The 20,758-nt window shown below is 45.4% G+C and carries 21 protein-coding genes; 16 read left to right on the top strand and 5 right to left on the bottom strand.

All coding sequences use genetic code 11. From position 1 onward, the window contains the following. The first annotated feature begins 31 nt into the window (after positions 1–31). From ftsH to glmM, 3 genes are all read left to right on the top strand, one after another. A complete protein-coding gene (gene ftsH, locus GM173_RS06280) occupies positions 32–1,948 on the top strand; it encodes an ATP-dependent zinc metalloprotease FtsH (protein ID WP_203570511.1) in 1,917 nt (638 codons plus the stop codon). 61 nt (positions 1,949–2,009) lie between these two features. After that, positions 2,010–2,834, top strand: a complete 825-nt coding sequence (gene folP / locus GM173_RS06275; protein WP_203570510.1) for a dihydropteroate synthase — start codon at positions 2,010–2,012, stop codon at positions 2,832–2,834. A gap of 27 nt (positions 2,835–2,861) precedes the next feature. Further along, positions 2,862–4,220 (top strand): phosphoglucosamine mutase, encoded by a 1,359-nt coding sequence (gene glmM / locus GM173_RS06270; RefSeq protein WP_203570509.1) that lies wholly within the window; start codon positions 2,862–2,864, stop codon positions 4,218–4,220. A gap of 63 nt (positions 4,221–4,283) precedes the next feature. On the opposite strand, the gene GM173_RS06265 is transcribed toward glmM, so the two are convergent. The 5 genes from GM173_RS06265 to pstS all read right to left on the bottom strand — a co-directional run bounded on the left by GM173_RS06265 (position 4,284) and on the right by pstS (position 9,821). After that, entirely contained in the window at positions 4,284–5,861 is a 1,578-nt protein-coding gene (locus GM173_RS06265; protein ID WP_203570508.1) for a methyl-accepting chemotaxis protein, read from the bottom strand. 193 nt (positions 5,862–6,054) lie between these two features. Further along, a complete protein-coding gene (gene pstB, locus GM173_RS06260; RefSeq protein WP_203570507.1) occupies positions 6,055–6,822 on the bottom strand; it encodes a phosphate ABC transporter ATP-binding protein PstB in 768 nt (255 codons plus the stop codon). A 26-nt stretch (positions 6,823–6,848) separates the two neighbouring features. Next, positions 6,849–7,691, bottom strand: a complete 843-nt coding sequence (gene pstA, locus GM173_RS06255; protein WP_203570828.1) for a phosphate ABC transporter permease PstA — start codon at positions 7,689–7,691, stop codon at positions 6,849–6,851. Between the two features lie 21 nt (positions 7,692–7,712). Further along, complete coding sequence (pstC, locus tag GM173_RS06250; RefSeq protein WP_203570506.1) at positions 7,713–8,669, bottom strand: phosphate ABC transporter permease subunit PstC; 957 nt, start codon at positions 8,667–8,669, stop codon at positions 7,713–7,715. A 111-nt stretch (positions 8,670–8,780) separates the two neighbouring features. Beyond that, the gene (gene pstS, locus GM173_RS06245) at positions 8,781–9,821 is read right to left on the bottom strand and encodes a phosphate ABC transporter substrate-binding protein PstS (RefSeq protein WP_239078408.1); all 1,041 of its coding nucleotides are present in this window, start codon (positions 9,819–9,821) and stop codon (positions 8,781–8,783) included. 266 nt (positions 9,822–10,087) lie between these two features. On the opposite strand from pstS, the gene tpiA reads away from it, so the two are divergent. The 13 genes from tpiA to nuoK all read left to right on the top strand — a co-directional run bounded on the left by tpiA (position 10,088) and on the right by nuoK (position 20,738). Continuing rightward, positions 10,088–10,798 (top strand): triose-phosphate isomerase, encoded by a 711-nt coding sequence (gene tpiA / locus GM173_RS06240; protein WP_203570505.1) that lies wholly within the window; start codon positions 10,088–10,090, stop codon positions 10,796–10,798. A 36-nt stretch (positions 10,799–10,834) separates the two neighbouring features. Further along, on the top strand, positions 10,835–11,155 hold the full coding sequence (gene secG, locus GM173_RS06235) for a preprotein translocase subunit SecG (protein WP_203570504.1): 321 nt from the start codon (positions 10,835–10,837) through the stop codon (positions 11,153–11,155). 169 nt (positions 11,156–11,324) lie between these two features. Beyond that, positions 11,325–11,693, top strand: a complete 369-nt coding sequence (locus tag GM173_RS06230; protein ID WP_203570503.1) for an NADH-quinone oxidoreductase subunit A — start codon at positions 11,325–11,327, stop codon at positions 11,691–11,693. A 5-nt stretch (positions 11,694–11,698) separates the two neighbouring features. Continuing rightward, a complete protein-coding gene (locus GM173_RS06225) occupies positions 11,699–12,169 on the top strand; it encodes a NuoB/complex I 20 kDa subunit family protein (RefSeq protein WP_027467718.1) in 471 nt (156 codons plus the stop codon). A 9-nt stretch (positions 12,170–12,178) separates the two neighbouring features. Next, a complete protein-coding gene (locus GM173_RS06220; RefSeq protein ID WP_203570501.1) occupies positions 12,179–12,775 on the top strand; it encodes an NADH-quinone oxidoreductase subunit C in 597 nt (198 codons plus the stop codon). Then, positions 12,768–14,021: an NADH-quinone oxidoreductase subunit D gene (locus GM173_RS06215; RefSeq protein WP_203570500.1), complete on the top strand. Its 1,254-nt coding sequence runs from the start codon at positions 12,768–12,770 to the stop codon at positions 14,019–14,021. Before GM173_RS06220 ends, GM173_RS06215 begins: the two co-directional genes overlap by 8 nt. Continuing rightward, positions 14,021–14,509, top strand: coding sequence for an NADH-quinone oxidoreductase subunit NuoE (gene nuoE / locus GM173_RS06210; protein ID WP_203570499.1), 489 nt, complete (start codon positions 14,021–14,023; stop codon positions 14,507–14,509). Before GM173_RS06215 ends, nuoE begins: the two co-directional genes overlap by 1 nt. Continuing rightward, positions 14,509–15,795 carry an NADH-quinone oxidoreductase subunit NuoF gene (nuoF, locus tag GM173_RS06205; protein WP_203570498.1) on the top strand — a complete coding sequence of 429 codons (1,287 nt, stop codon included), beginning with the start codon at positions 14,509–14,511 and terminating at the stop codon, positions 15,793–15,795. The genes nuoE and nuoF overlap by 1 nt, the downstream gene beginning before the upstream one ends. A gap of 62 nt (positions 15,796–15,857) precedes the next feature. Continuing rightward, positions 15,858–18,167 carry an NADH-quinone oxidoreductase subunit NuoG gene (gene nuoG / locus GM173_RS06200; RefSeq protein WP_203570497.1) on the top strand — a complete coding sequence of 770 codons (2,310 nt, stop codon included), beginning with the start codon at positions 15,858–15,860 and terminating at the stop codon, positions 18,165–18,167. 7 nt (positions 18,168–18,174) lie between these two features. Next, positions 18,175–19,245 (top strand): NADH-quinone oxidoreductase subunit NuoH, encoded by a 1,071-nt coding sequence (gene nuoH / locus GM173_RS06195; protein ID WP_373309357.1) that lies wholly within the window; start codon positions 18,175–18,177, stop codon positions 19,243–19,245. An 18-nt stretch (positions 19,246–19,263) separates the two neighbouring features. Further along, entirely contained in the window at positions 19,264–19,755 is a 492-nt protein-coding gene (gene nuoI / locus GM173_RS06190) for an NADH-quinone oxidoreductase subunit NuoI (protein ID WP_173533770.1), read from the top strand. 9 nt (positions 19,756–19,764) lie between these two features. After that, complete coding sequence (locus GM173_RS06185; protein ID WP_203570495.1) at positions 19,765–20,403, top strand: NADH-quinone oxidoreductase subunit J; 639 nt, start codon at positions 19,765–19,767, stop codon at positions 20,401–20,403. A 29-nt stretch (positions 20,404–20,432) separates the two neighbouring features. Beyond that, positions 20,433–20,738 carry an NADH-quinone oxidoreductase subunit NuoK gene (nuoK, locus tag GM173_RS06180; protein WP_203570494.1) on the top strand — a complete coding sequence of 102 codons (306 nt, stop codon included), beginning with the start codon at positions 20,433–20,435 and terminating at the stop codon, positions 20,736–20,738. Positions 20,739–20,758 lie beyond the last annotated feature (20 nt).

Raw genomic sequence — 20,758 nt, 5'->3', positions numbered from 1 at the left:
ATACCCGTTTTAGAAACTCAGGAGTAAAGCCTTGAATAATCTCGGCAAAAATATCGCCATTTGGCTGATCGTTGGCTTAGTGCTCATGACGGTCTTTAATCAGTTTGCACAGCGTCAAGACAGCGCAAGCCAATTGCCATATTCACAATTTATGGTGGATGTAGAACAAGGAAAAATCGCGAGTGCTGAAATTCAAGGCAATCCTTTGCGTGGTCAATTGATTCGCGGTAAGAAAACGGATGGCTCAAACTATACAACCTTAGCACCGTTTGATTTTCGCTTGGTGGATACGCTGATTAAGCACAATGTTAAATTTGCTGCGAAAGCTGAAGAAGAGCAAGGCTTCTTGATGAGTCTGCTGGTGAACTGGGCTCCGATGTTGTTGTTGATCGGGGTTTGGATCTTCTTTATGAACAAGATGCAGGGCGGCGGTAAAGGTGGTGCATTTAGTTTTGGTAAGTCTAAAGCAAAGATGCTCGACGAAAATAATAACTCGGTGACTTTTGCTGATGTAGCTGGTTGTGATGAAGCAAAAGCTGAAGTGGCTGAGATTGTGGATTACCTCCGTGATCCAAGCAAATATCAAAGCCTTGGTGGGCGTATGCCTTGTGGTATTTTGCTGGTCGGTTCTCCGGGTACTGGTAAAACCTTGCTGGCCAAAGCGATTGCTGGTGAAGCCAAAGTACCGTTTTTCTCGATTTCGGGTTCTGATTTCGTAGAAATGTTTGTCGGTGTTGGTGCAGCACGTGTTCGCGATATGTTTGAAAACGCGAAAAAGAATGCGCCTTGCATTATTTTCATCGATGAAATTGATGCTGTTGGTCGTCAACGTGGTGCCGGTATGGGTGGCGGCAACGACGAACGTGAGCAAACTTTGAATCAAATGCTGGTTGAAATGGATGGCTTTGAAGGTAACTCTGGGATTATTGTGATCGCAGCGACCAACCGTCCAGACGTACTTGACCCTGCGCTACTTCGCCCAGGTCGTTTTGACCGTCAAGTCACCGTGGCATTGCCAGATATTCGTGGCCGTGAACAGATTTTGGCTGTGCATATGCGCAAAGTGCCTATCGCTAATGATGTGGATGCACCGATCATTGCTCGTGGTACACCCGGTATGTCGGGTGCCGATTTGGCAAACTTGGTGAATGAGGCAGCTCTGTTTGCCGCGCGTCGTAATAAACGCTTAGTCGATATGGATGATTTTGAATCGGCCAAAGATAAAATTTACATGGGCCCTGAACGCCGTAGTATGGTAATGACAGAAGATGAGCGTCGTGCGACGGCTTATCATGAGTCTGGTCATGCGGTGGTCGCCGAAATGCTGCCAGGCACTGATCCCGTGCACAAGGTTACCATCATGCCGCGTGGTCGAGCACTTGGATTAACTTGGCAGTTGCCTGAGCGTGATAGCTTCTCTTTGTACAAAGACCAAATGCTCAATCGCTTAGCGATTTTGTTTGGTGGCCGAGTTGCTGAAGATCTATTTATTCACCGAATTTCAACTGGTGCCTCAAATGATTTTGAGCGTGCAACTGGAATGGCACGCGATATGGTAACGCGCTATGGCATGACGGAAAAGTTGGGTCCGATGGTTTACGGCGAGAATGAGGGTGAAGTTTTCCTTGGTCGCTCGGTCACTACTCATAAAAATATGTCTGAAGCAACAATGCAACAAGTTGATGCTGAAATTCGCCGTATTATCGATGAACAATACGCGGTTGCAGAGAAAATCTTGGAAGAAAATCGTGACAAAGTTGAAGCGATGACTGCCGCTTTGATGGAATGGGAAACGATTGATCGCGAGCAAGTGCTAGATATCATGGCAGGGCGTGAACCTCGTCCGCCAAAAGGTACGCCTGTAAATGTAAGTGTCCCTTCGGTTGATGTGGGCAACTTGCCGACGGGTGGTGCGGAAGCGTCAACTACGCCAGCTACAGAAGTTTGAAAACAGTAGATTTGATTTAAAAAGGCGGCCTTGGCCGCCTTTTTTCACGACTAGGATTAGTATGTCTTTATTTTCGTGCGGTAGGTTTCAGCTTGATTTGAGTCAGCCAAAAGTGATGGGGATTGTGAATGTGACCCCAGATTCGTTCTCTGACGGTGGGCAGCATGACACGCTGGTACACGCAGTCGCTCATGCAGAAAAACTGCTGAAAGATGGGGCTGATATATTAGATGTGGGTGGAGAGTCAACTCGGCCAGGGGCAGCAGTAGTCGCTATTGATGAAGAAATTCGCCGCGTTATCCCTGTAATCCAAGCGCTTTCTAGCTTAAATGTACCTTTGTCAATTGATACCCGTAAACCCGAGGTGATGAGAGCCGCAATTGAGGCAGGGGTTGATTTGGTCAATGACATTTCAGCGCTGGAAGGGCAAGGTGCTATTGATTTATTAGCATCTACCCAAGTTGGTATTTGTTTAATGCACAAGCAAGGTGATCCGCAAACGATGCAAATCGCGCCGACTTATCAGGATGTAGTGTTAGAAGTTGGCCAGTATTTGGCGAAGCGAATTGAGCTTGCATTAAATTCAGGTGTTGCTGCACAACGAATTGTTGCCGATCCAGGTTTTGGTTTTGGGAAGTGCTTGGAGCACAATATTGCGTTATTTCAATCGATTGATTTACTTGGCGAGCGATTAGGGCTTCCTATTTTAGTTGGTGTATCACGAAAAAAAATGCTAGGCGAAATAACTGGGCAGGAATTACGTGAAAGAATGTTAAGCAGTGTGGTTGCGGCAGTGTTGGCCGTACAAAAAGGTGCTTCCATTGTGCGGGTTCATGATGTCAGGGAAACGGTGGATGCATTAAAGTTGTGGAAAGTATTAAAATAGCTGCATAACAGGATAGGGAATTGAATAATGGCACGTAAGTATTTTGGTACCGATGGCGTTCGTGGTTTGGTGGGGGAGTCTCCGATCACACCTGAGTTTGCGATGAAGCTTGGCTATGCTGCTGGTAAAGTTTTAGCTGCAACTAAATTACGCAAGAATGGTGAGCATGCGGCAGTTTTGATTGGCAAAGACACCCGCGTCTCTGGTTATATGCTGGAAGCTGCGCTACAAGCTGGATTTAATGCGGCGGGTGTAGACGTTTATTTGACGGGCCCATTGCCAACACCGGGCATTGCGTATTTGACGCGTGCTCTGCGCTTGTCGGCAGGCGTGGTGATTTCTGCATCGCATAATCCTTATCACGATAATGGGATCAAGTTTTTTGGTGCCAGTGGTCAAAAGTTACCGGATGAGATTGAAATTGCCATTGAAGCTGCTATTGAAGAAGCACAACCTTGTGTTCAGTCTAAACAGATCGGTAAATCAAAACGCATAGACGATGCGGCAGGGCGGTATATTGAATTTTGCAAATCCACCTTTCCAAGTGAGCTGGATCTGAGTGGTTTGAAACTCGTTGTGGATTGCGCTCATGGTGCGACCTACCATATTGCACCCCACGTTTTTCATGAATTAGGTGCCGAGGTTGTTAGTATTGGCGTAAATCCAAATGGATTTAATATCAATGAAGACGTGGGGGCCACTCATCCTGAAACTTTGCGGTTGAAAGTGCTCTCTGAAGGCGCCAATTTCGGTATTGCTTTAGACGGCGATGGTGATCGCTTGATTATGGTTGACCGTGACGGCACGATTGTTGATGGTGATCAGTTACTTTATGTGTTGGCTAGTCATCGCCAGAATAAAGGCAATCTAGGTGCTGGTGTTGTTGGCACGTTAATGACCAATTTGGGCGTTGAAAATGCATTAACAGCAAAAGGCATCGGCTTCGTGCGGGCGAAAGTCGGTGATCGCTATGTGATGGAACAACTCCGTGCCAATGACTGGTTGGTGGGTGGGGAAGGTTCTGGTCACTTATTGTGCTTAGATAAGCATTCAACTGGCGATGGTATTATTTCTGCGTTGCAAGTGTTACAGGCCTTGCAGGAAAGCAATCAAACCTTAGCTGGTTTTTGCAAAGACTTAGTTTTGTCCAAGCAAGTGCTAAAAAATGTGCGGATTGCTAAAGGGTTTGATTGCCATGGATCAGAAAAAATTTCTGTCGTGGTAAAACAAGCCGAAGCTGTTATGGGTAATGCTGGCCGCGTCTTGCTCAGACCGTCTGGTACTGAGCCAGTTGTGCGGGTCATGGTTGAGCATACGGATCCGAGTGCCGCGCGAGAATGGGCGGAGAAAATTGCTTCAGTGGTGCAGTTAGAAGCTGAAGAATAAAATCTTGTAGTAATCCAGCTTGCACAATCTGGCAAGCTGGATTTTCTGCTTTTATTTTAATTATTAACTAAATCGAAACGCGGACATTGATTTTTCAAGGTCGTTGGCGACGATGGTTAAACCTTCCATTTCTTGCTTCATCGCACGGCTATCCGTGTTGGTTTTATTGAGGCCATGACTAATTCGGCTCACTTGCTCAGCGATGGATTGCGCTGCTGCAGTTTGCTGGTCTACCGCTGCGGCGATAGACGCCATTTTTTCTGCCACTTCCTCACTTTCAATTCGAATCTGACTGAGCGATTTAGAAACAATTTGCCCGTGTTCGTTAAATTCTCGTAAATGAATGGCTGCAGCTTGAATCGCTTTGGTGGTGACTTTGGTATTGTTTTGCGTCTTTTGCAGAATGTCTTGAATTTTTTTGGTTGATTCCGTGGTGTGTTGCGCGAGTTTTCGCACTTCGTCGGCTACAACCGCAAAACCACGCCCAGACTCACCTGCACGGGCAGCCTCGATTGCAGCATTGAGAGCCAGTAAGTTGGTTTGGTCTGCAATGTCTTTGATGGTACTGCTCACTGCGACGATATCGGCAAACGAGAGTGATAATGTTTGCATTTCAGTTTCTACTTGCTGAAAGTGGCTAGAGAATGACGCTAAATTTTGTAGTGTCGTTTGCCCAGCTTGATCGGCATCGATCGTCGCATGTAATGATGATTGCGCAGTGCTAGCCGCTTGCGAAGCCAATTGACCGACGTAGGCAATTGCAGAACTGAGCGTTTCACTACCCTGGCCGATTTCATTTAATTGCTGTGCTTGTGAATCGGTGTTGTGGCTTACCGCGGTACTCAATTCCGTGATCCGCTGTGCATCAGCGCGACTTTCTAGCGCCGCTCGACTTGTCTGGTTCAAGACTCGGTGTAGTTGTTGTAAAAATTGGTTGATGGCGACACCCAGTTGACCAAGTTCATCTTGGCTTTCTGGCATGCGCATCGACATTTGACCTTCACGCAGTTGATTTGCTACGGCCCCCATTGCGTTGAGCGAGTGTTGAAGTCGTTTTGCAAAACCCAATTGTGAAAAAACAATGATTAAGCCTGCAAAAATAATCGGAATAATCACGCCCCAAATAAGTTGCTTGATATCTGTTTCAATTACCGTTTTAGCTTGGTTGGCCTCGAGGGTAATCGCTTGCGACGTTTCACTAATTTGACCGATTACTGGGGTTAGATCATTGCGAAATAACTGCTCAGGAATGGCAATCGCATCTTCTGGGCTTGTTTCCGCAATTTGAACTGCATTACTAAATTGCTTTAAATACCGCTGCCAACTCTGATTTAAGACTTGATTGAGTACGGTAGCTTGCTCGTCAGTTAAAGAGTTGCTCAGTTGTTTTTGGATATCTGCAATCTGAGCCTCGCCATCCTGTAGCTGTTTTGAAATGTCGGGCGACATTACGTCGAGCCGAGAAATAGTGAGCATGGTGGATTTCATTTGCGCCAGTTGATTGAGGCTGGTTTGCATTTGCTGGTTGGCAGTGAAATTTTTGGTGAGAACGGAGAGTTTCCAGCTGCAAATCAAGACGGCGATAAAAAGTGCACCGACGGTGATGGCACTGACCAATTTGAGCTGAGAGGATATTTTCATAGGTTGCTGGCAAATATAAAAGAATGAATTTGCAGCATAGATCAGCCATATTGCAGCTGTGTTACAACTAATGCTCCTACTGTAATTAATTGGGTATTGGTTTGAGGTTATTGTTTTTCATTGTCTTGGTGGTGATACCTAATAAAAAAGCCGCAAAAGCGGCTTTTTTGATTCAGTGGACATCATCAGCTAATTAGCCAAATTTACCAGTAATGTAGTCTTCGGTCGCTTTGACTTTGGGGGCCGTAAAGATCGTATCGGTTTCGTCCATCTCGATCATTTCACCTAAGTACATGTACGCGGTGTAATCAGAAATCCGTGCCGCTTGTTGCATATTGTGCGTTACGATCGCGATGGTGTAGTCTTTTTTCAGCTCATGAATCAATTCTTCAACGTGCGCAGTGGAAATTGGATCGAGTGCTGACGTTGGCTCATCGAGCAATAAGATTTCCGGTTTGACCGCGACAGCGCGCGCAATACATAAACGTTGTTGCTGACCACCTGAGAGGCCTAAACCTGATTGCTTGAGTTTGTCTTTTACTTCATTCCATAAGGCGGCTTTGGTTAACGCCCACTCAACACGATCATCCATTTCAGATTTGCTGAGGGTTTCGTACAACTTCACACCAAATGCGACATTATCGTAAATTGACATCGGGAATGGGGTTGGCTTTTGGAACACCATCCCGACTTTGGCACGCAACATATTTAGGTCAACATCTGAATCTAGGATGTTTTTGCCGTTTAAGATGATTTCACCTTCAGCACGCAGCTTAGGATAAAGATCGTACATGCGATTGAAGGTGCGGAGCAGCGTAGATTTGCCGCAGCCAGACGGGCCAATAAAGGCGGTGACATGGCCAGCTAAAATATTCAGATTGATGTTTTTTAGCGCATGAAAATTGCCATAGTAAAAATTAAGATTTTTAATGGCCAAGCCTGATTTGTTTTGATTGCTCATAATTTGTTCCGTCGCAAAGTCGATAATTAGTGTTGATTAGGCTGGCGTAACAATACGCGCGCAATAATATTCATGCCGAGTACAAACAGGCCAATCATGAGTGCGCCTGCCCAAGCGAGTTGATGCCAATCGTCGTATGGACTCATTGCAAATTGGAAAATCACCACTGGTAAGTTGGCAGTGGGTTGATTCATATTTGAATAGAATTGATTATTCAATGCGGTAAATAGCAGCGGTGCGGTTTCACCCAAAATACGGGCGATGGCGAGCAAGATACCAGTCGCTACCCCAGATTTGGCAGCTCGTAACGTTACTTGAGTGACCATTTTCCATTTCGGAGCACCAAGGGCGTACGCTGCTTCACGCATCGCTGTTGGTACTAGTAACAGCATGTTTTCAGTCGTGCGCAGCACCACAGGAATGACCAGAATCGCTAGTGCAAAAGAGCCTGCCCAGCCAGAAAAATGCCCAACTTGTGCAACATAAACGGTAAAGATAAAAAGACCAATTACGATAGAAGGCGCAGAAAGCAAAATATCGTTAATAAAACGCGTTGCCGGTGCTAGCCAGCCTTTTGCGCCAAATTCTGCTAGATAGGTGCCAGCTAAAATTCCAATCGGTGTACCAATCACTACACCAACCGCCGTCATTTTCAAACTGCCCAAAATGGCATTGGATAAGCCACCTTGGCTGCCTGGCGCAGGCGTGCTTTGCGTTAAGGTTTGCAAAGTTAATCCAGCTAAACCATGCGAAAAGAGGGTGTACATAATCCAAAATAACCAGAACAAGCCAAAGCCCATGGCGAGCATGGATAAAATCAAGCATGTTCGATTAATCAAGCGGCGGCGTAAGTACAGATTTTTATTCATTGTCATCATGATGGCCACCGATTAAGAATGTGAGCCTTCATTGCGGTTTAAACGCAAGAGAAGCAGTTTAGAAAGCACCAATACTACAAAAGTAATAAAGAATAGAATCAGACCCAGTTGAATCAGTGATGCGGTGTAAAGTTCACCGTGTGCTTCTGTAAATTCATTGGCTAGTGTTGCTGAAATGGTCGTGGCAGGATCAAACAATGAATTCATTTCATTCATTGAGTTACCAATCACAAACGTAATTGCCATTGTTTCACCTAGCGCACGACCTAAACCCAGCATGATCCCGCCGATAATGCCGGTTTTGGTGTATGGCACTACGACGTGACGCACTACTTCCCACGTAGTGCTTCCTAGACCGTAGGCAGATTCTTTAAGTAGAGGTGGTACGACTTCAAACACGTCGCGCATCACTGAGGTCACAAATGGAATTACCATGATTGCTAAGATCAAGCCGCCGGTAAACATGCCAATACCCATGGGGGGGCCATCAAATAGTGCGCCTAATACAGGAATTCCTGCGGTTGCTTCTGTAAGCCAAGGTTGTACATGCTCTGAAAATAGCGGAGCAAAAACGAACAAACCCCACATACCGTAAATAATGGAGGGCACACCCGCGAGTAGTTCGATGCAGATACCAAGAGGGCGGCGTAACCAAACGGGAGACAGCTCAGTGAGAAAGATGGCAATACCAAAGCTAATTGGTACCGCAAATAAAAGTGCAATCGCTGATGAAATGATGGTGCCGCGAATTGAAGGCCAAGCCCCGAATTGCTCGGTCACTGGGTTCCAATCTGTAGAGGTAATAAATCCAAAGCCAAATGCTTTGATGCTGGGTAGCGCACCATACAGCAATGAAATGATAATGGCGCTGAGTAGTGCTAATACGAAGAAAGCAAAGAAACGGGTGCTATTAACAAAAATTGTATCTTGCAATCTTTGTATCTTCATCCGTTGCGACAAATTTGACATCGGAAATTCTCCAGACCTACATTGCTACAAACTAATAAGCACACAGACATCGTTGTCTGTGTGCTTCGTTTTGGGCGCGAAGTTTAACTCTGCGCTCAATTAGTGTGTTAATTATTTCCAGACTGGTGCTTTACCATCAGTCATTTGTGACTTCCAGTTGGCTTTGATCATAGAAACAACATTGTCTGGCATTGGAATGTAATCTAAATCGAGCGCTACTTTGTCGGCATCAGCACCGTAAGCCCAATCAAAGAATTTCAACACTTCTACTGCTTGTGCTGGTTTGTCTTGTTTTTTGTGCATCAAAATGAAAGTAGGGCTAGCGATTGGCCATGCTTCTTTACCTGGCGCATTTGTTGTTACCAAGAACATACCAGGTGCGTTCTTCCAATCAGCGCTAGCGGCAGCAGCGATAAACGATTCTTCTGATGGCTTAACAAAAGTACCTGTTGAGTTATTCAATTGTGTGTATGACAATTTGTTTTGTTTTGCATAAGCAAATTCAACGTAGCCGATAGCGCCTTTAATACGCTGTACGTAGTTGGCAACACCTTCATTACCTTTACCACCAACACCAGCTGGCCATTGAACAGAGGTATTGGCACCAACTTTTTCTTTCCACTCTGGTGAAACTTTAGACAGGTAGTCAGTAAAGAGGAATGTCGTGCCAGAACCGTCTGAGCGACGAACTACAGTGATGTTCAAATCAGGTAGTGTTACGCCAGGATTGAGTGCAACGATTACAGGATCATTCCATTTTTTGATTTTACCTAGGTAAATATCACTCAATACGGATGAGCTTAATTTCAGTTGACCTTGTTGTATGCCTGGAATATTAACTACTGGAACCACGCCACCCAGTACCGTTGGAAATTGCATCAAGCCATCTTTATCCAAGTCAGCAGGTTTTAGCGGCATGTCAGAAGCGCCAAAATCAACAGTCTTCGCTGAGATTTGCTTGATGCCACCGCCTGAACCAATAGATTGGTAGTTCATGCCAGTGCCAGTTTTTGCTTTATACATTTCAGCCCATTTTGCGTACAAAGGGTACGGGAATGTCGCTCCAGCGCCTGTAATGTCAGCAGCAATAGCTTGTGTGAACAAGCCAGCAGCTAAGCCAGCAGTAATCAGCATTTTATGAACTAAAGTCATGATATTTTGGGTTCCTAGAAATAATCAGGGGTAAGAATTTTTTGAACAGCACGCATCGTAAACACTAATTGTTTCCGTAATATTACAAAATTATCATCTAATGCCGCTTCTGAGTGCTATTGAAAAAAGCACGTTGAATCTGTGCTGTTATTGTGACCGTAGAGATAGGGGCGACTGGTTTTCTTTGGTGGTATCGATCATTAGCGTTTGACTACCATTCTCTGTGGGCGTTACCATTTCAAACTCAATGAGGAGTCAATATTGGTATGGCTAAGCAACTGGTAGTGGGTAATTGGAAGTTGCATGGAAGTATTGGTCAAATTAAGTCGGTGCTGGGTGAAATTGCACAGGCTAAATTACAGTCCAATGTGGGTGTCTGTGTACCATTTCCTTATTTGATGCTTGCGAAGCAGCTTTTGCACAATACCCATGTGCAGTGTGGCGCTCAAGACCTAAGTCAGTATCATATTGGGGCTTATACCGGTGAAGTTTCTTCTGGGATGCTCGCTGATATCGGGTGTGAAATGGTGATTGTCGGTCATTCAGAACGCCGTCGATTATTTGGTGAGACGACAGAGCAAGCTGGTGTTAAAATGCGTGCGGCCTTAGATGCGGGTCTGTTCGGAATTTACTGTGTGGGTGAGTCTGCGGAGCAGCGCCGAGAGGGGCGAGCTGAAGAAGTTGTTGCGGCACAGTTACAGGTTTTGCAGCAGTTGCCAATCGGTTTGTATGCCGTCGCGTATGAACCATCTTGGGCAGTAGGGAGCGGCATGGTTGCATCCAGCGAGCAAATATCACCAATGCACGCTTTGATTAAAAGTCAATTGGATGAACGGGTTAAGGTTCTCTACGGTGGTAGTGTTAAGTCGAATAATGCGGAATCAATTTTAGGTGTGAAGCATGTCGATGGGGTGTTGGTAGGTGGCGCAGCGCTATCTGCCTTCGAGTTTGTTGAGATTTGCAAAGCAGCGCGCTGATGGTACAATTCACGCCGCTATTGAAATGAGAAAAAAATGGACTTCGTTACCAGTTTGGTGCTTGTAGTAAATGTAATTTCAGCGATTGCTGTGATTGTGTTGGTCTTGATGCAGCACGGTAAAGGTGCTGATATGGGAGCTGCTTTTGGTAGTGGCGGCGGTTCTGCCGGTAGTGTATTTGGCGCTTCGGGCTCTGCTAATTTTTTGAGTCGCGCAACGGCAATAGCGGCGACTCTGTTTTTTGTAACTTCAATGTCTTTGGTGTTTTTAACGGCACCAAAACAAGCAAAATCAATTATGACTATTGTGACTCCTGCTGTCGCCTCACAGGTTTCGGGTCAAAAAATTCCTGATTAAGTTTGCGTTTTTGTAAGCTTGTCGGTGTAAAACTAGGTTTGGAAGCTTTGCAATAGGTGGATAAATCTAGTGCTTCAAAATGCGCTGGGGTAACCCAGCGTTTCTGTGTGATAAAAATAATAATTAAGCTGTTTGTTTTTTCGTAAATGTTCTGCGCTGGGGGATTTTTATGCTGGAAAACTATTTCCCAATCCTGTTGTTTCTATTTGTCGGATTGCTAGTAGGTGTTGCACCGCTGGTGATGGGCTATGGTATCGGCAAGGTAATGGGTACAGTTCGACCAGATACTGCAAAAAACTCGCCTTACGAATGTGGTTTTGAGGCATTCGAAGATGCGCGCATGCAATTTGATGTGCGCTATTATCTTGTGGCAATTTTGTTTATCTTGTTTGACTTAGAGGTTGCATTTTTAGTTCCTTGGGCTGTTGTGCTTAAAGAACTGGGAATGTTCGGCTTTTTGTCAATGATGATTTTTTTGACCATTTTGGTGGTTGGTTTCATCTATGAATGGAAGAAGGGCGCTCTAGAGTGGGAGTAAAGCAAATGGAAGCCCAAGATAAAGGTTTTATTACGACGACGGTGGACGCTGTAATTAACAGTGCCCGCACAGGTTCTTTATGGCCCATGACATTTGGTCTGGCCTGTTGTGCGGTTGAGATGATGCACGCTGGTGCCGCTCGTTATGACTTAGATCGTTTTGGCGTCGTGTTTCGTCCGTCGCCTCGTCAGTCAGACTTAATGATTGTTGCTGGCACATTGTGCAATAAAATGGCGCCAGCGTTGCGTAAAGTTTACGACCAAATGCCTGAGCCACGTTGGGTAATCTCAATGGGCTCCTGTGCGAATGGTGGTGGCTATTATCATTATTCCTATTCCGTTGTGCGCGGCTGTGATCGAATTGTTCCAGTTGACGTATATGTTCCTGGCTGTCCTCCGACAGCTGAAGCGCTCTTGTATGGCATTATCCAATTGCAAAACAAGATTAAGCGCACCAATACCATTGCGCGTTCGTGAGGTTGAACTATGGCGACTAAGTTAGAAACGCTCATGGAAAGTCTGCGCTCTGTTTTGGGTGAAAGTAAGATTGTTTCTTTGGAAACTGCGCTAGACGAAGTTACACTGGAAGTTTCTGCTGCAAATTGGCCAGAAGTGGCTTTGCAATTACGTGACAATGCTCAATTGCAATTTGAGCAGCTTATTGATGCATGCGGTATGGATTACAGCACATACAAAGACGGTGTATGGGAAGGTAATCGCTTTGCGACGGTGTATCATTTCCTCTCTTATAAATTCAATGTTCGTTTACGTGTACGCGTATTTTGCGTCGATGACTCGTTTCCTGTACTTGCATCTGTAGTAGATGTTTGGCCTGCGGTAAATTGGTTTGAGCGTGAATCATTTGATCTGTTTGGCATTGTTTACCTCGGTCATCCAGATTTGCGTCGCTTATTGACTGACTATGGCTTTGTTGGTCATCCTTTCCGCAAAGATTTCCCATTGTCTGGATATGTCGAAATGCGCTACGACGCAGATCAGGCACGTGTGATTTACCAGCCAGTGACTATCGATCCGCGTGAAATTACGCCGCGCATTATCCGTGAGGAGAACTACGGTGGCTGAAATCCGTAATTACACCCTAAATTTTGGTCCACAACATCCTGCAGCACACGGCGTTTTGCGTTTGGTGTTGGAATTGGATGGTGAGGTTGTTGAGCGCGCTGACCCGCATATCGGTTTATTGCATCGTGGTACTGAGAAGTTAGCAGAAAACAAAACATACATTCAGTCTTTGCCTTATATGGATCGTCTTGACTATGTGTCCATGATGTCCAATGAGCATGCGTATTGCATGGCAATTGAGAAGTTGCTCAATTTAGATGTGCCAATCCGCGCGCAATATATTCGTGTGATGTTTGATGAAATCACGCGTGTGCTGAACCATTTATTGTGGATTGGTGCCCACGGTATTGACTGTGGTGCAATGACTATTTTTCTTTATGCGTTCCGTGAGCGTGAAGATCTAATGGATTGTTATGAAGCGGTTTCAGGTGCGCGGATGCATGCGGCGTATTATCGCCCAGGTGGTGTGTATCGTGACTTGCCGGATGAGATGCCAAAATATCAGGCATCGAAAATTCGCAATGCTGCAGCAATCAAAAAGATGAATTCAAATCGTGAAGGCGGCTTGCTCGATTTTATCGAGGACTTCACGAATCGCTTTCCTACCTATGTCGATGAGTATGAAACACTACTAACTGACAATCGTATTTGGAAGCAGCGTACTGTCGGTATTGGCGTGGTATCGCCAGAGCGTGCTTTAGCGCTTGGTTTTACTGGTGCTATGTTGCGTGGTTCAGGCGTAGAGTGGGATCTGCGTAAGAAACAGCCGTATGAAGTTTACGATAAATTAGATTTTGATATTCCTGTTGGGAAAAACGGCGATTGTTATGATCGCTACTTGGTTCGTGTTGAAGAAATGCGTCAATCAAATCGGATTATCAAGCAATGTGTTCAATGGCTAAAAGCTAATCCTGGTCCTGTAATTACCTCCAACCACAAAGTGGCTCCGCCTTCTCGTGAAGGAATGAAGTCCAATATGGAAGACCTGATTCATCACTTTAAACTCTTTACTGAAGGTATGCATGTACCAGAAGGTCAGGCGTATGCAGCAGTTGAGCATCCAAAGGGTGAGTTTGGTATTTACATGGTGTCTGATGGGGCGAATAAACCATATCGGATGAAGATTCGTGCACCAGGCTATGTCCATTTGTCTGCACTTGATGAAATGTCGCGTGGGCATATGATTTCAGACGTAGTGGCCATTATTGGTACACAAGATATCGTTTTCGGGGAGATTGACCGCTAATGTCTTTACACAATCTTCTGTCCGCTGATTCAATCAAGCAAATTGATCGCGAAGTGGCTAAATATCCTGCTGAGCAATCTCGTTCAGCTGTGATGAGTGCACTTCGTATTGCTCAGGTTGAGAAACGGTCTTTAACGAATGATTTGATTGAACAGATCGCACTTTATTTAAATATCGCGCCTTTAGCTGCGTATGAAGTTGCGACTTTCTACAATATGTTCGATTTGAAGCCGGTAGGTAAGTATAAACTCACTGTTTGTACGAATTTACCCTGTGCTTTATCAGGTGGCTATACCACAGCTGATTATTTGAAGAAAAAGCTCGGTATTGGTTTTAATGAAACAACTGCTGATGGCAAATTCACTTTGAAAGAAGGTGAGTGCATGGGGGCTTGTGGGTACGCACCGGTAATGCTGGTTAATAATCACAGCATGTGCAATCACATGACTCCTGAAGCTGTTGATAAAAAACTGGCGGAGCTTGAATAATGACTGTCTACGTGAAAGGCGTCGTATTCGAAGGCGTCGAATTTGAAAACCCTAACTGCTGGCACTTAGACGAATACGTTAAGCGTGGTGGTTATGCGGCTTTGAAAAAAATTCTGAATGACAAAATCACTCAAGATGAAGTGATTGCAGAAATGAAAACCTCTGGCCTACGTGGTCGTGGTGGTGCAGGTTTTCCAACTGGCTTGAAATGGTCGTTTATGCCACGTAGTTTTCCAGGCCAGAAATATTTGGTTTGTAATACGGATGAAGGCGAGCCAGGTACCTTTAAAGATCTCGATATTCAAATGTATAACCCACATGCTTTGATTGAAGGCATGATTATTGGTGCATATGCGATGGGTATCACCGTTGGATATAACTATATCCATGGGGAAATCTTTGAAGCGTATGAGCGATTTGAAGTTGCACTTGAACAAGCACGTGCCGCTGGTTTCTTGGGTGATAATATTTTAGGCTCAGATTTTAGCTTCCAGCTGCATGCTCACCATGGTTACGGTGCATATATTTGTGGTGAAGAAACTGCCTTGCTTGAATCACTAGAAGGCAAAAAAGGACAGCCGCGCTTCAAACCGCCGTTCCCTGCTTCTTTTGGTTTATATGGCAAGCCAACAACGATCAATAATACCGAGACGTTTGCCTCCGTACCTTACATTATCCGCGAAGGCGGTCAGAAATTCCTTGAGCTAGGTAAACCTAATAACGGTGGTACCAAATTGTTCTCGGTTTCTGGGCATGTAAATCGTCCAGGCAATTATGAAATTCCGCTGGGCACGCCGTTTTCTGAGTTGTTAGAAATGTGCGGTGGCATGCGCGATGGCAAAAAATTAAAAGCTGTCATTCCAGGTGGTTCTTCTGCACCTGTGCTGCCAGCGGACATCATGATGCAATGCACGATGGACTACGATTCGATTGCGAAAGCAGGCTCGATGTTGGGTTCTGGTGCGGTGATTGTGATGGATGAAACAGTCAGCATGGTGAGTGCCTTGGAGCGACTCTCGTATTTTTATCACGAAGAGTCATGCGGTCAATGCACGCCATGTCGTGAAGGTACTGGCTGGTTGTATCGTGTTGTCCATCGTATCGCTCACGGTGAAGGCAAAATGGAAGACTTGGATTTATTGTCACGCGTTGGTGACAATATTGCCGGTCGCACTATTTGTGCTTTGGGTGATGCTGCTGTATTCCCTGTGCGTGGAATGTTGAAACACTTCCGCCATGAATTCGAAGATTTGATTAAAGAATCACAATCCGCTAAAGCGCTGTAATTAGTTGATTAGTAAATTAGTCGAGTTTTCTTTTGAATTATTGCCTTTGAATCGAGTCGAGCATGTTGGAAATCGAAATCGACGGTAAAAAATTGACAGTCCCTGGTGGTAGCACTGTGATGGACGCAGCCAATTCAATTGGCGTGCACATTCCACATTTTTGCTATCACAAAAAGCTATCAATTGCCGCAAACTGCCGTATGTGTTTAGTTCAGGTCGAAAAAGCACCTAAGCCTTTACCGGCCTGTGCCACACCTGTTACTGATGGTATGAAAGTCTTCACTCATTCTGATCAAGCAGTCACAGCTCAGAAAGGGGTGATGGAGTTTTTGCTGATTAATCACCCACTAGATTGCCCTATTTGCGATCAAGGTGGTGAGTGTACTTTGCAAGATTTGGCCGTAGGTTATGGCCAAACTGGCTCGGTATACAGTGAAGAAAAGCGAGTTGTTGCCAATAAAGATTTTGGCTCTTTAATTTCTACGGATATGACGCGCTGTATTCATTGCAGCCGCTGCGTGCGGTTTACCGAAGAAATTGCGGGTTTCCAAGAGTTAGGCATGGCCAATCGTGGTGAGTTTACCGAAGTGATGCCATTTATTGGCAAAACGGTTAACTCTGAAATCTCAGGTAATGTGATTGATTTGTGTCCGGTTGGCGCATTAACTAGCAAGCCATTCCGCTACACCGCGCGTACTTGGGAGTTATCACGCCGTAAATCGGTAGCTCCGCATGATGGCCTAGGTTCGAATTTAGTTGTTCAGGTTAAGAACAATAAAGTAATGCGGGTTCTGCCACTTGAGAATGAAGCCATTAATGAGTGCTGGTTGTCAGATCGTGACCGCTATTCTTATGAAGCTTTGAATTCTGAAGAGCGCCTCACTCAGCCGATGTTGAAACAAGGCGGTGTTTGGCAAACGACTGATTGGCAAACAGCACTGGAGTATGTTGCCAACGGCTTGAAACAAGTTGTTGCTGAACATGGTAAAGACAGCGTTGCTGCCGTTGCATCGCCAAACAGTACTGTAGAAGAATTATTCTCGTTGCGTAAATTGATGGCGGGTTTGGGCGTTGATGCGGTTCAAGCTTTCGCTCGTCAAGCTGACTTTTCTGCCAAAACACAAGGCGCGAAATGGCTTGGTCAATCAATTGAAGAGTTGGCACAAAATGAAGCCGTTTTGCTTGTTGGTTCAACGATTCGTAAAGAACAACCTTTGTTAGCACAACGCTTACGCCAATCAGTGAAAAAAGGCTTGGGCTTGTCGCTGGTGAATGTGCATGGCGATGAATTGCTAACCAAGTTGGCTGGTGAAGTGATTGTTCGCCCAGATCAATTAGTTGAAGGTTTGTTGCAAGTTGTTAAGGCTCTTGTTGAGTTGAAATCAACTAGCGCACCTGCTGGCATTGAGTTGGCTAGTGTTGAAGTTACTGATGCTGCTCGTGCGATTGCTAAGAGCTTTGATGGTAAAGAAAAATCAGCCATCTTGCTTGGCAATATCGCACAACAATCAGCCCGTTTTGCTGAAATCTATGCAGTGGCAGAAGCGTTGGCGACATTGACTGGCGCTAAATTAGGCGTGCCAGCGATTAGCGCGAATAGCGTTGGTGCTGAGTTGATTGGTGCAGATATCGGCGGGAATGTCTTTGAGTCTGGTAAAAAAGCCTATGTATTCTTGGGGGTAGAGCCTGAGTACGATGCGCACAACGGTGCTCAAGCATTGGCTGCGGCTAAGAATGCTGAGATGGTTGTTATGATGTCTCCATTCCAAAGCTGTGCAATGGATTATGCCGATGTAATCTTGCCGGTTTCTCCATTTAGCGAAACATCTGGCACGTTTGTGAATATGGAAGGTAAGGCACAAAGCTTCAATGGTGTGGTGCGTCCATTGGGCGAGACTCGTCCTGCTTGGAAAGTATTCCGTGTTCTTGGCAATATCCTTGGCTTTAATGGCTTTGATTACAATTCATCTGAAGAAATCCGTGATGAAGCACTGGCTGGTGAAATTTCAACTCGCTTGAATAATGCACTTGTTCAGCCGATTGCTGTAAATGCGCAAACTGCTCAAGGCTTGGTGCGCTTGGGTGAAGTGCCTTTGTATCAAGCTGATTCAGTGGTTCGCCGTGCTCCGAGTTTGCAAGCGACTGCAGACGCCGCACAGGCATCTACATTGCGCGCTAATTCAGCAACACTTGCAAAGTTATCATTAGTTGCCGGTGATAAGGCGATTGTGAAGCAAGGACAGGGTAGTGCTGAATTGACCGTCGCGGTTGATGATGGTCTTGTTGATGACGTGATTCGTGCCGCAACTTCGCACCCATTAACCCGCAACTTGGGTGATATGGTCGGCGCTGTTGAAGTGCTCAAAGGTTAAGGGGGAGATTATGGAATTTATACAAAATATCCTCGCTGGCTTTATGGGTGCAGAAGCAGCTTACCAAGGTGCTTTTTTCTTGTGGACTTTGCTCAAAATTATCCTGATTGTTGCGCCAATTATGGGGGGGGTTGCTTACCTCACTTTGGCGGAACGTAAAGTGATTGGTTTTATGCAGATTCGCGTTGGTCCAAATCGCGTTGGTCCATTTGGTTTGCTGCAGCCTGTTGCTGACGGTGTAAAACTTCTTCTAAAAGAAATTATTGCACCAAGCGCGGCCGACAAAAAGCTTTTCTTTTTAGCTCCCATCATGGTATTGGTTCCTGCACTAGCTGCTTGGGCTGTTGTGCCGTTTTACCCTGGGTATGTATTGGCTGATGTGAACGTGGGCTTGCTCTACGTGATGGCGATTACTTCGATGGGTGTTTATGGTGTGATTCTCGCTGGCTGGGCATCGAACTCGAAATACGCTTTCCTTGGCGGTATGCGTGCTGCGGCTCAGGTGATCTCTTATGAGCTTGCAATGGGTTTCGCTCTGGTTGGCGTGATTATGGTTTCAGGTAGTTTGAATCTAACTGCAATCGTAGAGCAGCAAGGGCAGGGGATGGGCGCTGGTTCTATCTTGTCTTGGAACTTGATCCCTCTGTTCCCATTATTTGTGGTTTACTTTATCGCTGGTGTTGCAGAAACTAACCGCGCTCCGTTTGACGTGACTGAAGGCGAATCTGAGATTGTTGCGGGTCATATGGTTGAATATTCAGGCATGAGCTTTGCGCTGTTCTTCTTGGCTGAATACGCCAATATGATCCTGATTTCCGCCATGGCTTCGGTGATGTTCTTGGGTGGGTGGTTATCGCCTTTTCCTGCATCGATCCCTGTGCTGGGCGCTGCAAGCCCATTGTGGTGGGTACTCAAAGTTGCGTTTTTATTATTCTGCTTCTTGTGGTTCCGCGCGACATTCCCACGCTACCGTTATGACCAATTAATGCGCCTTGGTTGGAAGATTTTTATTCCAGTGACTTTGGTTTGGATTGTCTTGGTGGGTGCTTGGATGATGACCCCTTGGTCAATCTGGTAATGGATAAGGACTGAGACCATGGATAAAATTCTTTATTTCTTTAAAACCTTCTTGTTGGTGGAATTGGTAAAAGGCTTGTTATTAACAGGTCGCCATTTCTTCCAACGCAAGATTACAGTGCAATTTCCTGAGGAAAAGACACCATACAGCCCACGTTTTCGTGGTCTGCATGCACAGCGTCGTTATGCTAATGGTGAGGAACGTTGTATTGCTTGTAAATTGTGCGAAGCTGTTTGTCCTGCGATGGCGATTACAATCGAATCAGAAGCTCGCCCGGACGACAAAACTCGTCGTACCAGCCGCTATGATATCGATCTGACAAAATGCATTTTCTGCGGTTTCTGTGAAGAAGCCTGTCCAGTTGATGCGATTGTCGAAACGCATATTTATGAATATCACGGTGAAAAACGTGGCGATTTGTATTACACCAAGCCAATGCTGTTGGCGGTGGGTGATAAGTACGAAGCTGAAATCGCAGAACGTAAAGCTGCTGATGCTAAATACCGCTAGGAAACGAACATGACTTTAGCGCTTTTTTATGTTTTTGCTGCGGTACTGATTTTTGCCGCGTTCCGTGTGATTACCGCAAAAAATCCAGTCCATGCCGTGTTGTATTTGGTGTTGGCCTTCTTTAATAGTGCCGTTTTGTGGATGCTCATTAAAGCTGAGTTTTTAGCAGTTTCACTGATTGTGATTTATGTCGGTGCAGTGATGGTGTTGTTCTTGTTTGTCGTGATGATGCTGGATATCAACTTCGAAGCGTTACGCAAGAGCTTTTGGAAATTCTTGCCAGTTGCCGGCACTGTCGCAATCATCATGTTGATTGAGATGGTGATGATTCTGTCGCATCGTGCTGCGCAAATTGATGAGTCACGCTTGCTCGAACCAAGTTTTAACACAGCATCTGCAGAAACATTGGGTAAATTGATTTACACCCAATACTTCTTGCCATTCCAGCTCTCTGCTGTGTTGCTCTTAGTGGGCATGGTTGCTGCGATTGCTTTGACATTGCGTAAACGTAAGAATACGAAGTATATCAATCCAGGCGAACAAGTTCGTGTTAAACGTGAAGATCGTTTGCGGATTGTAAAAATGGCTTCTGAGCCAAAAAATGTCGCTGATGATTCCGCAGCGTCTTCCGATCAACCCGCAGCCTAATTGGCCTAGATAAGAGCTTAGGAGGATATGTGCTTACACTGACTCATTACCTTTTGCTGGGTGCAATTATGTTTGCGACCAGTGTGTTTGGCATTTTCATGAACCGCAAAAATCTGATCGTATTGCTGATGGCAATCGAACTGATGTTGTTGTCGGTGAATATGAATTTCATCGCGTTTTCGCAGTTTTTGGGCGATACCGGTGGCCAGATTTTCGTCTTCTTTATCCTTACCGTTGCCGCAGCCGAATCGGCTATTGGCCTCGCTATCTTGGTGGTGCTCTTCCGTAATTTACGGACGATCAACGTCGAAGATTTGGATAGCATGAAGGGTTAAACCGGACAACATAGAATCGG

The organism is Deefgea chitinilytica (assembly GCF_016881405.1).
GTDB lineage: Bacteria > Pseudomonadota > Gammaproteobacteria > Burkholderiales > Chitinibacteraceae > Deefgea > Deefgea chitinilytica.
The sequence above is the reverse complement of the archived record's forward strand: the minus strand, read 5'-3'. Positions and strand labels throughout refer to the sequence as shown.

What these genes read in the sequence shown, in the direction of transcription:
- pstS (WP_239078408.1), bottom strand. Translation starts at nt 9,821, where the DNA reads ATGACTTTAGTTCATAAAATGCTGATTACTGCTGGCTTAGCTGCTGGC.
- GM173_RS06265 (WP_203570508.1), bottom strand. Translation starts at nt 5,861, where the DNA reads ATGAAAATATCCTCTCAGCTCAAATTGGTCAGTGCCATCACCGTCGGT.
- secG (WP_203570504.1), top strand. Translation starts at nt 10,835, where the DNA reads ATGGACTTCGTTACCAGTTTGGTGCTTGTAGTAAATGTAATTTCAGCG.
- GM173_RS06185 (WP_203570495.1), top strand. Translation starts at nt 19,765, where the DNA reads ATGACTTTAGCGCTTTTTTATGTTTTTGCTGCGGTACTGATTTTTGCC.
- nuoI (WP_173533770.1), top strand. Translation starts at nt 19,264, where the DNA reads ATGGATAAAATTCTTTATTTCTTTAAAACCTTCTTGTTGGTGGAATTG.
- pstC (WP_203570506.1), bottom strand. Translation starts at nt 8,669, where the DNA reads ATGTCAAATTTGTCGCAACGGATGAAGATACAAAGATTGCAAGATACA.
- nuoF (WP_203570498.1), top strand. Translation starts at nt 14,509, where the DNA reads ATGACTGTCTACGTGAAAGGCGTCGTATTCGAAGGCGTCGAATTTGAA.
- folP (WP_203570510.1), top strand. Translation starts at nt 2,010, where the DNA reads ATGTCTTTATTTTCGTGCGGTAGGTTTCAGCTTGATTTGAGTCAGCCA.
- nuoE (WP_203570499.1), top strand. Translation starts at nt 14,021, where the DNA reads ATGTCTTTACACAATCTTCTGTCCGCTGATTCAATCAAGCAAATTGAT.
- GM173_RS06230 (WP_203570503.1), top strand. Translation starts at nt 11,325, where the DNA reads ATGCTGGAAAACTATTTCCCAATCCTGTTGTTTCTATTTGTCGGATTG.
- GM173_RS06220 (WP_203570501.1), top strand. Translation starts at nt 12,179, where the DNA reads ATGGCGACTAAGTTAGAAACGCTCATGGAAAGTCTGCGCTCTGTTTTG.
- tpiA (WP_203570505.1), top strand. Translation starts at nt 10,088, where the DNA reads ATGGCTAAGCAACTGGTAGTGGGTAATTGGAAGTTGCATGGAAGTATT.
- glmM (WP_203570509.1), top strand. Translation starts at nt 2,862, where the DNA reads ATGGCACGTAAGTATTTTGGTACCGATGGCGTTCGTGGTTTGGTGGGG.
- nuoG (WP_203570497.1), top strand. Translation starts at nt 15,858, where the DNA reads ATGTTGGAAATCGAAATCGACGGTAAAAAATTGACAGTCCCTGGTGGT.
- GM173_RS06225 (WP_027467718.1), top strand. Translation starts at nt 11,699, where the DNA reads ATGGAAGCCCAAGATAAAGGTTTTATTACGACGACGGTGGACGCTGTA.
- pstA (WP_203570828.1), bottom strand. Translation starts at nt 7,691, where the DNA reads ATGAATAAAAATCTGTACTTACGCCGCCGCTTGATTAATCGAACATGC.
- pstB (WP_203570507.1), bottom strand. Translation starts at nt 6,822, where the DNA reads ATGAGCAATCAAAACAAATCAGGCTTGGCCATTAAAAATCTTAATTTT.